Source organism: Pseudomonas sp. PF05, from assembly GCF_056521845.1.
Window position 1 is genome coordinate 193,619 of sequence record NZ_JBWLPW010000009.1, and the last position, 13,930, is coordinate 207,548.

9 protein-coding genes are annotated in these 13,930 nt (G+C 63.1%); 7 read left to right on the top strand and 2 right to left on the bottom strand.

Annotated elements, in window-relative coordinates; genetic code table 11:
- Positions 1-35 precede the first annotated feature (35 nt).
- The 6 genes from AC09SL_RS17045 to AC09SL_RS17070 all read left to right on the top strand — a co-directional run bounded on the left by AC09SL_RS17045 (position 36) and on the right by AC09SL_RS17070 (position 10,576).
- Complete coding sequence (locus AC09SL_RS17045) at positions 36-1,763, top strand: autotransporter assembly complex protein TamA (RefSeq protein ID WP_058546842.1); 1,728 nt, start codon at positions 36-38, stop codon at positions 1,761-1,763.
- On the top strand, positions 1,760-5,446 hold the full coding sequence (locus tag AC09SL_RS17050; protein ID WP_058546841.1) for a translocation/assembly module TamB domain-containing protein: 3,687 nt from the start codon (positions 1,760-1,762) through the stop codon (positions 5,444-5,446). Before AC09SL_RS17045 ends, AC09SL_RS17050 begins: the two co-directional genes overlap by 4 nt.
- Before the next feature lie 238 nt (positions 5,447-5,684).
- A complete protein-coding gene (locus AC09SL_RS17055) occupies positions 5,685-6,158 on the top strand; it encodes a MarR family winged helix-turn-helix transcriptional regulator (protein ID WP_058546840.1) in 474 nt (157 codons plus the stop codon).
- Positions 6,155-7,624 (top strand): efflux transporter outer membrane subunit, encoded by a 1,470-nt coding sequence (locus AC09SL_RS17060; RefSeq protein ID WP_064107004.1) that lies wholly within the window; start codon positions 6,155-6,157, stop codon positions 7,622-7,624. The genes AC09SL_RS17055 and AC09SL_RS17060 overlap by 4 nt, the downstream gene beginning before the upstream one ends.
- Before the next feature lie 15 nt (positions 7,625-7,639).
- The gene (locus tag AC09SL_RS17065; RefSeq protein ID WP_058546839.1) at positions 7,640-8,836 is read left to right on the top strand and encodes an HlyD/EmrA/EmrK family protein; all 1,197 of its coding nucleotides are present in this window, start codon (positions 7,640-7,642) and stop codon (positions 8,834-8,836) included.
- Between the two features lie 210 nt (positions 8,837-9,046).
- On the top strand, positions 9,047-10,576 hold the full coding sequence (locus AC09SL_RS17070) for a DHA2 family efflux MFS transporter permease subunit (protein ID WP_058546838.1): 1,530 nt from the start codon (positions 9,047-9,049) through the stop codon (positions 10,574-10,576).
- A 136-nt stretch (positions 10,577-10,712) separates the two neighbouring features.
- Here AC09SL_RS17070 and lpxH read toward each other — a convergent pair whose 3' ends face one another.
- Positions 10,713-11,462, bottom strand: a complete 750-nt coding sequence (gene lpxH, locus AC09SL_RS17075) for a UDP-2,3-diacylglucosamine diphosphatase (RefSeq protein ID WP_058546837.1) — start codon at positions 11,460-11,462, stop codon at positions 10,713-10,715.
- A complete protein-coding gene (locus tag AC09SL_RS17080) occupies positions 11,459-11,962 on the bottom strand; it encodes a peptidylprolyl isomerase (protein WP_058546836.1) in 504 nt (167 codons plus the stop codon). Before AC09SL_RS17080 ends, lpxH begins: the two co-directional genes overlap by 4 nt.
- 249 nt (positions 11,963-12,211) lie before the next feature.
- On the opposite strand from AC09SL_RS17080, the gene AC09SL_RS17085 reads away from it, so the two are divergent.
- Positions 12,212-13,909 carry a glutamine--tRNA ligase/YqeY domain fusion protein gene (locus tag AC09SL_RS17085; protein WP_058546835.1) on the top strand — a complete coding sequence of 566 codons (1,698 nt, stop codon included), beginning with the start codon at positions 12,212-12,214 and terminating at the stop codon, positions 13,907-13,909.
- Positions 13,910-13,930: the final 21 nt, after the last annotated feature.

The window sequence follows — 13,930 nt, forward strand, 5'->3', positions numbered from 1 at the left end:
TATCAAGCACCTACGCTCGTGATAGCATCCGCGCCATGAACCTCTCAGGAAGAATCACCAGTGGCGCGCTCCTGCTGTCCCTCAGTTGCGCAGCGCTGGCAAACAGTGAATTGGAAGTACGGGTCAAGCCGTCCAACGATGAACTCAAGGCCAACGTAGAAGGTTACATCGGCGGCGTGGGTGATCGTGACGAGGAGGCCTTGCTGCGCTTCAGCCGTGGCGCCGAGGAGCAGGCGCGCAAGGCCGCCCAGGCGCTGGGCTACTACCAGCCGCAGATCGACAGTGAGGTCAAGGGTGGCAACGACCCACGCCTGGTGCTGACCATCGACCCCGGCGAGCCTGTGCATTTGCGCAACGTCACCGTGCGCATCGACGGCCCGGCGGCATCGCTCAAAGCCTTTCGCGTACCCAGCAACGCCGCCCTCAAGCCTGGCGCGGTGCTCAACCATGGCCGCTACGAAGACGCCAAGCGAATCATCCAGAACCAGGCCTCGCGCTATGGTTTTTTCAGCGGGCGCTTCACCCGGCAGAAACTCTTGGTGGACCCCCAGGCGGGCATCGCCGACATCGAGCTGATCTACGACAGCGGCCCGCGCTATGCCTTGGGCCCGGTGAGTTTTGAGGGCGACACCCCGTTCGACGAAGAGCTGCTGCAACGCATGGTGCCGTTCAAGGCCGGCACGGCGTACGACTCCGAACTCATTGCGCAGCTCAACCAGGCCCTGCAATCGAGCGGTTATTTCGAAGGCGTGCGCGTGGATGCCGCGCCCACCGCCGCCACCGACAACGTGATCCCGGTGGCGGTCAAGCTCGACACGCGCAAGCCGCGCACCATGGGCCTGGGCCTGGGGTTTTCCACCGACGTCGGGCCCAGGGCCAAAGCCAACTGGACGCGCCACTGGGTCAACCCCCAAGGCCATAGCTATGGCTGGGAAGCGGAAGTGTCGGCGCCCCGGCAGAACGTCGGCCTGTGGTACGACGTGCCATTGGACCCGCCGTTGACCGACAAGCTGCGTTACGCCGGCGGTTATCAATATGAAGAACTGGCCGGCACCGACAGCCTCAGCAAACTGCTCACCGTAGGGCCGGAATGGCACAGCAAGTTGCCCAGCGGCTGGCAGCGGGTGGTGTCGCTCAAATGGCAGCGCGAGGAGTACCGCCTCGGCGACGATGCGGGCTTGAGCACGCTGCTGATGCCGGGCGTGAGTTATTCCTACCTGCGCAGCGACAACCGTATCGATCCGCACAACGGCTACCGCTTGCAGTTCGACACCAAGGTCGCCAAGGAAGGGCTGGGCTCGGACAACAACCTTTTATACGGCACCGCCATGGTCAAGGGCCTGACCACGGTGTTCGCCAAGCATCGCTTGCTGGCGCGGGCGCAGATCGGCGGCAGCGCCACCAATGGCTACAAATCCATCCCGCCGTCCCTGCGCTTTTTCGCCGGTGGCGACCAGAGCGTGCGGGGTTACGACTACCAGAGCCTGTCGCCGGAAAACGCCGAGGGCGACCGTATCGGTGGTCGCTATATGGTAGCGGGCAGCCTCGAGTATCAATATTCGATCGCGGAAAAATGGCGGGTGGCGACGTTCGTCGACCAGGGCAACTCCTTTAACAACCTTGAATTGCCGAGCCTCAAGACCGGCGTGGGTGTCGGCGTGCGCTGGGTCTCGCCGGTGGGCCCGATCCGTCTCGACCTGGCCCATGCGATGGACGACGACGGCGGCATTCGATTGCACTTTTCCATGGGGCCTGAGCTGTGACGCGTGGTTTTAAGATAACGCTGCTGGCGCTCGCCGGGGTGCTGGTGGCGGTCGTGCTGGCCTTGAGCGTTGTGCTGGGCACGGCATTCGGAAGCCGTTGGGCCCTCGGCCTGGTGCCGGGGCTGACCGTGGAGAATTTCCAGGGCCGGCTGGGCGGGCAGTGGAGCGCCGATCATGTGCTGTGGCAGCAGGACGCCAGTCGGGTGGAAGTGGATCGGCTGATATTCGCCTGGTCGCCGCTGTGCCTGGCACGCATGACCCTGTGCATCGAACAGCTCAAGGCCGACCAGGTCGCCTTGCAGTTGCCAGCCTCTGCCGATGAACCGAGCAGCGGCCCGATCAGCTTGCCGGACCTGAACTTGCCGCTCGTCATCGAACTGGGCGATGTGCAGGTCGGCAGCCTGTCGTTCAACGGCAGTGAGCAGCTCAAGGGCCTGCAATTGGTTGCCCATTGGACCGCCGAGGGCATGCAGATCGATTCGGTGCAATTGCAGCGCGATGAGCTGAGCCTGAAACTCTCCGGCCTGCTCAAGCCGGGCGGCGACTGGCCGTTGAACGCCGAAGGCCGGTTGACCTTACCGGCGCCGGGCGCCACGCCCTGGGCCTTGGACCTGAAAGTCGACGGCAACCTGCTCAAGACCCTCAACCTCAAGGCCGACAGCAGCGGCTACCTGCAAGGCCAGTTGAGCGGTGAGCTGCAACCGCTGGCGGACAACCTGCCCGCCAAGGTGCGCATCAGCGCCGACGGCTTCAAGGCCAGTGCCGATCTGCCGGACACGTTGTTGCTCAATCAACTGGAATTGACCGGCGAAGGCGATCTGAAGAACGGCTATCAACTGCTCGGCAAGGCGACGCTGCCCGCCGAAAAAGGGCCGGTGGCGTTGTTGCTGCAAGGTACGGTGGACGCCAATGGCGCACGGATCGCCGGCCTGGATCTGGATGCCGGCGCTCAGCAAAGCCTGAAACTCAGCGGCCAAGTGGACTGGCGCGAAGGCCTGCGCGCCGAGGCGAAAGTCGCCTGGCTGGATTTCCCCTGGCATCGCCTCTATCCGCTGATCGACGAGCCACAGGTGACGCTGCGCAGCTTCGACGGCGAAGTCTCTTACACCGATGGCCAATACCTGGGCAACTTCCAGGCGGCGCTGGACGGACCCGCCGGGGCCTTCAGCCTGGGCAGCCCGTTCAGCGGCGACCTGACGCAAATCCATTTGCCACAGCTCAAGCTCGCGGCGGGGCAGGGCAAGGCCGAAGGGCACCTGAGCCTGCAATTTGCCGACGGCATTGCCTGGGACACGGCATTGCAACTGTCGGCCATCAACCCGGCGTACTGGCTTGGCGAACTGCCCGGAACCCTGGCCGGGCCGTTGCGCAGCAAAGGGGCGATGAAAAATGATCGCCTCGATCTCGACGCGGACCTGGACCTCAAGGGCAAGCTGCGTGGCCAGCCAGCGGTGTTCCAGGCCAAGGCCAGCGGCGCTGGCGAGCAGTGGAACCTCAGCGCGCTGGATATTCGCCTGGGGGACAACCGCATCAACGGCAGCGGCAGCCTGCAACAGAAACTGACCGGCCAGATCGACATCAAGCTCACACGCCTGGCTCAGCTCTGGCCGCAATTGCGCGGCCAAGTCGTCGGCCGTGTCGACGTGGCCGGCACGCTCAAGGCCCCCCAAGGCAAGCTCGGCCTGCAAGGCACGCAACTGGCCTTCCAGGACAACCGCCTGCAAAGGCTGAACCTGGACGCGACCCTCGACAGCGCCCAGCGCGGCAAGCTCGACCTCAAGGCCAGCGGCATCCGCGTCGGCGAAACGTCACTGGGCGTGTTGACGGTCAGCGGACAGGGCGATATCAAACGGCAGAAGCTCAACCTGGATCTGCAAGGGCCGCAGCTCGACACGACCCTGGCCCTCGATGGCACGCTCGACCAGGGCAATTGGCGCGGGCGCCTGGCCAGTGGCAACGTGCAGGTCGGCGGTCAAGCCTGGCGCCTGCAAGCCCCGGCGAAACTGGAGCGCCTGGCCGATGGCACGCTCAATGTCGATGCTCATTGCTGGCGTTCCTTTGATGCCAGCCTGTGCGGTGAAGACCAGCGGCTGATGCCGGAGCCGAAGTTGCGTTACCACCTCAAGCAATTTCCCATCGAAAGCCTGGCCCAGTGGATGCCCAAGGATTTTGCCTGGCAGGGCCGACTCAGCGCGGACCTGCAACTGGACTTGCCGGCCAGCGGTCCGAATGGCCGGATCCGGGTGGACGCCAGCGGCGGTACTTTACGGATTCGGGACAAGGAGGGCGATAAGGCACAATGGCTGGACTTCCCCTACCAGACCCTCACGCTCAACAGCCGCCTGACCCCCAAGCGCATCGACACCGACCTGAACTTCGTCGGCGCCAGGCTCGGCGAACTGATGCTGCAGGCGCAGATCAACCCGCTGCCGGCCAACAAACCCTTGAGCGGTTCGTTCCGCCTGACTGGCCTGGACCTGTCCGTGGCCCGGCCATTCGTGCCGATGGTGGAAACCCTCACCGGTCACCTGAACGGCAGCGGGACCTTGTCCGGTGGCTTGCTCGCGCCCCAGGTCAACGGCAACCTGGTGCTCAGCGACGGCGAAGTGTCCGGTCCGGAACTGCCGGTCAGCCTCGAAGCCTTGCAGGTGCGGGCGATGATTGCCGGCGAGACGGTGCGGCTCGACGGCGACTGGAAAAGTGGCAAAAACGGGCAGGGCCGCCTGAGTGGCACCGTCGGTTGGGGCGATGCCTTGTCCATGAACCTGGCCCTCAAGGGCTCGCAACTGCCGGTCACCGTTGAGCCTTATGCGGTGCTCGACGTGGCGCCGGACCTGAACATCACGATGCACGGTGAGCGGCTTTCCATTGCCGGCAAGGTCCTGGTGCCCAAAGGCGAGATCACCGTCCGCGAACTGCCACCGTCCACCGTCAAGGTTTCGGATGACACGGTGATCGTCGGCCACCAGACCGAAGAGGGCAAGGCGCCGCTGGCCATGGCGATGGACATCGACGTGATCGTCGGCCAGGACAAACTCGCGTTCTCGGGTTTCGGCCTGACGGCCAACGTGCGGGGCCAGGTTCACATCGGCGACAACATGGACACCCGCGGCGAACTCTGGCTCAACGACGGTCGTTATCGGGCCTACGGGCAACGGCTGACGGTGCGACGGGCGCGGCTGCTGTTCGCCGGACCCATTGACCAGCCCTATCTGGACATCGAAGCGATCCGCCAGACCGACGACGTGATCGCCGGCATCCGCTTGAGCGGCAGCGCCGAGCAACCGACCACGCAGATCTTCTCGGAACCGGCCATGAGCCAGGAGCAGGCGTTGTCCTACCTGGTGCTGGGCCGACCACTGAGCACCACCGGGGAGGACAACAACATGCTCGCCCAGGCGGCGTTGGGCCTGGGGTTGATGGGCAGCTCGGGCGTGACCACCAGCCTGGCCAATAACCTGGGGATCGAGGATTTCCAGCTCGACACCCAGGGCAGTGGTAATGAAACCAGCGTGGTCGCCAGCGGCAACCTGTCGGAGAAACTCAGCCTGCGCTACGGCGTTGGCGTGTTCGAACCGGCCAACACCATTGCCCTGCGCTACAAACTCAGCAAGAAGGTCTACCTCGAAGCCGCGAGCGGCGTCGCCAGCTCGTTGGACATCTTCTACAAGCGCGATTTCTAACCCCTTCCCAAAACCCTATGGGAGCTGAGCTTTTGTGGGAGCAAGGCTTGCCCGCGATATAGGCAACTCGGTCTATCAGTCGAACCGAGGTGATGCTATCGCGGGCAAGCCTTGCTCCCACAGGACCAGCTCCCACACACTTTATGTGAATAGCAAGCTAACGATTTGTTTGACATTTGCTGCCTAAGCAGTAATATCCCGACATACATTCACTGCCTAGGCAGCAAACGGTGGTCAGATGAAGCATTTCACCCCAGACAACTTTCACAATTGCCATCTCGGCATGCTGCTCGGCCGTACCGCGCTGCTCAAGGACCGGATCATCGACACCCACATGGAACCCGTCGGCATCACCGCCGCGCAGTTCAAGGTGTTGATCATCATGGCCCAGTACGGCATCGAGACGCCGGCCGAGCTGTGTCGTTACCTGTCCCTGGACAGCGGCTCGATGACGCGGATGCTCGATCGCCTGGAGCAGAAAGGTTTCCTGGCCCGTGAACGCTCCGCCCAAGACCGCCGGCAAGTGCGCCTGGTGCTCACCGAAGCTGGCCAGGCCCTCGCCGATCGCCTGCCGTTCATCGGCGCCGAGGCCATGAACCAGTTGGCCAGCGCCATCAGCCCCGAGGAGCTGCAAACGCTCGAACAGATCCTCAAGAAAATTCTGCTCGCCGCCGGTGACCCCATCACCGTGTCGCGAATGGGGGAAAAATGAAGCGTAAAACCTTGCATACCCGATTAAGCCTGGTGGTCTTGGCCATGAGCCTGGCGGGTTGTGCCAGCTACAGCGGCCTGAAGACCGAAGGCGTCAGCCTGGAGGCCCAGAGCCTCAAGGTCGGGCAATCCCTGAACGGCGTCACGCTGTCGCCGGCCGCGTGGCCGAAGAGCGATTGGTGGAAGAGCCTCGGCGACCCGCAACTCGATGGCCTGATCCGTGAAGCCTTGCGCGATAGCCCGGACATGCAGATCGCCAGCGCCCGGGTGCATCAGGCCAGTGCCGCCGCCTATGCCGCCAACGCGGCGCGCCTGCCGACGCTGGATGCCAGCGGTGGCGTGAGCCGTTCGCGCCTGTCCCGTGACGAGGACCCGCTAGGGCAGGGCGGGGCGTACAGCACCCTGCGCACCTTGGGTGTGGACTTCAATTACAACTTCGACCTCTGGGGTGGCCAGCGTGCCGCCTGGGAAGCTGCCCTGGGCCAGGCCCGCGCCGCCGAGATCGATCGCCAGGCCGCGCAACTGACCCTGGCCGCCGACGTGGCCCGGGCCTACAGCGACCTGGGCCAGGCCCACATCATTTATGACCTGGCCTCCGAGGACCTCAAGCGCACCCGGCAGATGCTCGACCTGGGCAAGCGCCGCCTTACTGCCGGGATCGACAGCGAATATCAGTTCCAGCAGACCGAAAGCCTGGAGGCCAGCGCCGATGCAACCCTGATCGACGCAGAGAAACGCCTGCAAAGCGCCAAGATCGCCTTGGCGGTGTTGTTGGGCAAAGGCCCGGACCGCGGCAATGAAATCCCCCGGCCCAACGTGCTGCAAGCCAGCGCGGTCGCCTTGCCGTCGAACCTGCCGGCCGAGTTGCTGGGGCGTCGTCCGGACCTGGTCGCGGCGCGCTGGCGGGTCGAGGCGGCGAGCAAGAACATCGAGGCCGGCAAGACCAACTTCTACCCCAACCTCAACTTGAGCGCAGCCGCCGGGACCCGATCGTTGCTGGGCGATGCGATGTTCGGTTCGGCCAGCCGCTTCTTCAATGTGGGGCCGACGGTGTCGCTGCCGATCTTCGATGGCGGCCGCTTGCGGGCGGACCTGGATGCCCGGGACGCCGATTACGACCTGGCGGTGGCGCAATACAACAAGAGCCTGGTCACGGCCCTTGGGGATGTCAGCGACACCATCAACCAGTTGCGTGACATCGCTCGCCAGATCGGCGCCCAGCAACATGCCACCGATATTGCACAAAGTTCCTACGACACCGTGGTCCAGCGCTACGGCTCGGGCATCGGTAATTACCTGGACGTGCTGAGCATCGAGCAGCAATTGCTCCAGGCCCAGCGTCAACTGGCGAACCTGAATGCCGAGCAGATCGATTTGTCGATCCAACTGATGCAGGCCCTGGGCGGCGGTTTCGAGGCCCAGACCCTGGCGGCGGCCACCCCGGCCGCTACCACGCCAAATAACTGATTCGAGGTACTTGTCATGGCGACTGCCGAAACGACTCAATCCGAACATACGCAGGACGGCAACCCACGCAAGCGCAAGGTCATGCTGCTGACGCTGGCGCTGCTGGTCATTCTCTCGGGCCTGGGCGTCTGGGCCTGGCACGAACTGTATGGTCGCTGGAGCGAAAGCACCGACGATGCCTATGTGAACGGCAACGTGGTGGAAATCACGCCGCTGGTCACCGGCACCGTGGTGAGCATCGGGGCCGATGACGGCGACCTGGTGCGTGAGGGCCAGGTGCTGGTGCAGTTCGACCCGAACGACGCCGAAGTCGGGCTGCAAAGTGCCCAGGCCAACCTGGCCCGGACCGTGCGCCAGGTGCGTGGCTTGTACAGCAACGTCGATGGCATGCGGGCGCAGGTCAATGCGCAAGAGGCCGAAGTGCAGAAGGCCCAGGAGAACTACAACCGACGCAAGAACCTGGCGGCCGGCGGGGCGATTTCCAAGGAGGAACTGTCTCACGCCCGGGATGACCTGACCTCGGCGCAGAACGCCTTGGCCAATGCCCGGCAACAGCTCAAGACCACCAGCGCGTTGGTGGACGATACCGTGGTGTCATCCCATCCCGACGTACAGTCCGCCGCCGCGCAATTGCGCCAGGCCTTCCTGACTCATGCCCGCAGCACCTTGATCGCACCGGTCACCGGTTATGTCGCCAAGCGCACCGTGCAACTGGGCCAACGGGTGCAGCCGGGCACGGCGTTGATGGCGGTGATCCCGCTGGATCAGCTGTGGATCGACGCCAACTTCAAAGAAACCCAACTGCGCGACATGCGCATCGGCCAGCCGGTGGACATCGAGGCCGACCTGTACGGCAGCGATGTGAAGTACAGCGGCACCATTGACAGCCTCGGGGCCGGGACCGGCAGTGCGTTTGCCTTGCTGCCGGCGCAGAACGCCACCGGCAACTGGATCAAGATCGTCCAGCGGGTGCCGGTGCGCATTCACATCAATGCCCAGGAACTGGCCAAGCATCCGCTGCGGGTCGGCCTGTCGACCCTGGTCAACGTCGACCTGCACGACCAGAGCGGCCCGGTACTGGCCCAGCAGCCACCGCAAAAAGCCTCGTTCAGCACCCAGGTCTATGACCGACAGTTGGCCGATGCTGACGCGATGATCGCCCGCCTGATCCACGACAACAGCGCGGTGGCCAGCAAGACCGCGCAACGCTGATCGCAATTGCAGGCCGACCGCTGAAATCTGTGGGAGCAAGGCTGTCGGCGGTGTGGGAGCAAAGCTTGCTCGCGAAACAGCCAACTGGATTTCTGAAAGACCGCATCGCTTGTGTCGCGAGCAAGCTTTGCTCCCACACAGCCCAGCTCCCACAGGGGTTGGGTCTTGTCCCATGGAATTTCGCCACCTTCGCTTCATAGGATTTTCGCAATGAGCAATAACGCGTCTTTCACGCCGCCCAGCCTGTTGCTCAGCACCATCGGGCTGTCGCTGGCGACGTTCATGCAGGTGCTCGACACCACCATTGCCAACGTCGCCTTGCCGACCATTTCCGGCAATCTGGGCGTCAGCTCGGAGCAGGGCACTTGGGTGATCACCTCGTTCGCGGTGAGCAACGCCATCGCCCTGCCGCTCACCGGCTGGCTGAGCCGGCGGTTTGGCGAGGTGAAGCTGTTTTTGTGGGCGACGATGCTGTTCGTGATCGCTTCGTTCTTGTGCGGTATTTCCACCTCGATGCCGGAGCTGATTGGCTTTCGCGTGCTCCAGGGGCTGGTGGCCGGGCCGTTGTACCCGATGACCCAGACCTTGCTGATAGCCGTGTACCCGCCGGCCAGGCGCGGCATGGCCCTGGCGTTGCTGGCGATGGTCACGGTGGTGGCGCCGATTGCCGGGCCGATCCTCGGCGGCTGGATCACCGACAGCTACAGCTGGCCGTGGATCTTCTTCATCAACGTGCCCATCGGCGTCTTCGCCGCGCTCGTAGTGCAACAGCAGCTCAAGGCGCGGCCGGTGGTCACCAGCCATCAACCGATGGATTACGTGGGATTGATCACGCTGATCATCGGCGTCGGCGCGCTCCAGGTGATCCTCGACAAAGGCAACGACCTGGACTGGTTCGAATCGAACTTCATCATCATCGGTGCGCTGATTTCGATCATTGCCCTGGCGGTGTTCGTGATCTGGGAAATGACTGACCGCCACCCGGTGGTCAATCTGCGCTTGTTCGCCTATCGCAACTTTCGCATCGGCACCATTGTGCTGGTGGGGGGCTACGCCGGGTTCTTCGGCATCAACCTGATCCTGCCGCAGTGGTTGCAGACGCAGATGGGCTACACCGCCACCTGGGCCGGGCTGGCGGTGGCGCCCATCGGCATCCTGCCGGTGCTGATGTCACCCTTCGTCGGCAAGTACGCCCACCGGTTCGACCTGCGTGTGTTGGCCGGGCTGGCGTTCCTGGCCATCGGCCTGAGCTGCTTCATGCGCGCCGGGTTCACCAACGAGGTGGACTTCCAGCACATCGCCCTGGTGCAGTTGTTCATGGGCATTGGGGTGGCGCTGTTCTTCATGCCGACCCTGAGCATCCTGATGTCGGATTTGCCGCCGCACCAGATTGCCGACGGCGCGGGGCTGGCGACGTTCTTGCGGACCTTGGGCGGCAGCTTTGCCGCGTCCCTGACCACCTGGATCTGGATCCGCCGGGCCGACCAGCATCACGCCTACCTGAGCGAAAGCATCAGCACCTTCGAACCGGCCACCCGCGAGGCACTCAACCAGCTTGGTGGCGCGAGTGCCCCGGCCTATGCCCGGCTCGAGCAGGTGCTCAACAGCCAGGCGTACATGCTCTCCACCGTGGATTACTTCACGCTGCTGGGGTGGGCGTTCATGGGGTTGATCGTGCTGGTGTGGCTGGCGAAACCGCCGTTCGCGGCGAAGGCTGGGCCTGCCGCTAGCGGTCATTGAAACAACACATCCCCCTGTGGGAGCAAGGCTTGCCCGCGATGCAGGCGACATGGTTCAACTGCAAGACCGTGTCATCGTTTATCGCGAGCAAGCTTTGCTCCCACAGGCTCGCGCCCACAAAGGAGATCTACCGGCTTCAGTTGCTTGGCAACGCCAACTGCGCATTACCAAACCCGAACGGCGCCAACGCAAACCCTTGTTCGTCCACTTGCAACGCCCAACCTTGCTTGTCCCAATCCCCCAGCACGATGCGCCGGGCGGCGTGTTCGCCCAGTTGCAGCTTGTGGATGGCGGGACGATGGGTGTGGCCGTGGATCAAGGTCTTCACGCCGTATTGCTGCATGATCCGCGGGATCTCTTCGGGCGTGACGTCGACGATGTCATTGGCTTTCATGCGTGTCTGCGTGCGGCTTTCGCTGCGCAGTTTGCGCGCCAGTTTCTGGCGACTGCCCAGCGGCAGGTGCCGCAGGACGAACAACGTGACCGGGTTGCGCAGCCAGCGCCGCAGCTTCATGTAGCCTTCGTCGCGGGTGCAGAGGCTGTCGCCGTGCATCAGCAGCACCGGCTCGCCGTTGAACTGCACGACACTCGGGTCCTTGAGCAGGGTGCAGCCGGCCGCCTTGCAGAAGGCCTGCCCCAGCATGAAGTCGCGATTGCCGTGCATCAGGAAGATGGCCGTGCCGCTGTCGCTCAATTCGCGCAGGGCCTGGCAGATGGAACGCTGGAACGGCGTCATGGCATCGTCGCCGATCCAGGCTTCGAAAAAGTCGCCCAGAATGTACAACGCTTGCGCCGAGCGGGCGCGTGTGGCGAGTAAATCCAGAAACGCCCGGGTGATGTCCGGGCGCTCCTCTTCCAGATGCAAGTCTGAAATCAGCAATATCACTCAACGATCTCGGCTTTCTCGATGATCACGTCTTCTGCCGGGACGTCCTGGTGGCCGGCCTTGGACGTGGTGGAAACGCCTTTGATCTTGTCGACCACGTCGGTGCCTTCAACCACTTTGCCGAACACGGCGTAGCCCCAGCCCTGGGTGCTCTTGCCGCTGTGGTTCAGGAAGCTGTTGTCCGCCACGTTGATGAAGAACTGTGCGGAGGCCGAATGCGGTTCCATGGTACGGGCCATGGCGACGCTGTATTTTTCGTTCGGCAGGCCGTTGTCGGCTTCGTTCTGGATGCTTGGGCGCTTGTCTTTCTTTTCCTTCATGCCTGGCTCGAAACCGCCACCCTGGATCATGAAGTTGCCGATGACACGGTGGAAAACGGTATTGGTGTAATGGCCGGCTTTGACGTATTCCTCAAAGTTGGCAACGGTGATTGGCGCTTTCTCAGCGTTTAGTTCCAGAACGATGTCACCGTGATTGGTGGTCAGTTTGACTTTGCTCATGATCGGTACTCTTTCAAGGAATTCGTGGGTTTCGGGGCTTCACTGCCCGCAACCTGTCTGGCTGTAATCGGCCAGGCTGGGCAGTTTAGCGTGCCGGGCACGAATTTCGAGGCTGTTTTTCATCTGGCCGTCGATTAAATTCAATCGTTTGCCGGCCTGGCCTGTCAGGTGCTTGACAGCATCGGCTATGATACGGGCTTTGATTTATCAGGCCGCACCCGGCCGCGCACTTGTCTGTTCAAGGATCCTATGAGCAAGCCCACTGTCGACCCTACCTCGAATTCCAAGACCGGCCCGGCCGTGCCGGTCAACTTCCTGCGCCCGATCATCCAGGCGGACCTGGACTCGGGTAAGCACACACAGATCGTCACTCGCTTTCCGCCAGAGCCCAACGGCTACCTGCACATCGGCCATGCCAAGTCGATCTGCGTGAATTTCGGCCTGGCCCAGGAGTTCGGCGGCGTCACGCACCTGCGTTTCGACGACACCAACCCGGCCAAGGAAGACCAGGAATACATCGACGCGATCGAAAGCGACGTCAAGTGGCTGGGTTTCCAATGGTCCGGTGAGGTGCGCTACGCCTCGCAATATTTCGACCAGTTGCACGACTGGGCAGTGGAACTGATCAAGGCCGGCAACGCCTACGTGTGCGACCTGACCCCAGAGCAGGCCAAGCAATACCGTGGCAGCCTGACCGAGCCGGGCAAGAACAGCCCATTCCGTGACCGCAGCGTGGAAGAGAACCTGGGCCTGTTCGCCCGCATGCGCGCCGGCGAGTTCCCGGACGGCGCTCGGGTGCTGCGCGCCAAGATCGACATGACCTCGCCGAACATGAACCTGCGCGACCCGATCATGTACCGCATCCGTCACGCCCATCACCACCAGACTGGCGACAAATGGTGCATCTACCCCAACTATGACTTCACCCACGGCCAGTCGGACGCCATCGAAGGCATCACTCATTCGATCTGCACCCTGGAATTCGAAAGCCATCGTCCGTTGTACGAGTGGTTCCTCGAGCACCTGCCCGTGCCGGCCCATCCGCGCCAGTACGAATTCAGCCGCCTGAACCTGAACTACACCATCACCAGCAAGCGCAAGCTCAAGCAACTGGTGGACGAGAAGCACGTCAACGGCTGGGACGACCCGCGCATGTCGACGCTGTCGGGCTTCCGTCGTCGCGGCTACACGCCCAAGTCGATCCGCAACTTCTGCGAAATGGTCGGCACCAACCGTTCCGACGGCGTGGTGGACTTCGGCATGCTGGAATTCAGCATCCGTGACGACCTCGACCACAGCGCTCCGCGTGCCATGTGCGTGCTGCGTCCGCTGAAAGTCGTGATCACCAATTACCCGGAAGGCCAGGTCGAGAACCTCGAACTGGCGCGCCACCCGAAAGAAGACATGGGCGTGCGCGTCCTGCCGTTCGCCCGGGAAATCTACATCGATCGTGAAGACTTCATGGAAGAGCCGCCAAAAGGCTACAAGCGCCTGGAGCCTGCTGGCGAAGTGCGCCTGCGCGGCAGCTACGTGATCCGCGCCGACGAGGCCATCAAGGACGCCGACGGCAACATCGTCGAGCTGCGTTGCTCGTACGATCCCGACACCCTGGGCAAGAACCCGGAAGGTCGCAAGGTCAAGGGCGTGATCCACTGGGTGCCGGCCGCCGCCAGCGTCGAATGCGAAGTGCGCCTGTACGATCGCCTGTTCCGTTCGCCGAACCCGGAAAAGGCCGAAGACAGCGCCAGCTTCCTGGACAACATCAACCCTGACTCCCTGCAAGTACTCACGGGTTGTCGTGCCGAGCCTTCGCTGGGCAACGCACAGCCGGAAGACCGTTTCCAGTTCGAGCGCGAAGGTTACTTCTGCGCGGATATCAAGGACTCGAAACCTGGTGCTCCGGTATTCAACCGTACCGTGACCTTGCGCGATTCCTGGGGTCAGTGATCAAGTCTTAAGGGAAACCCT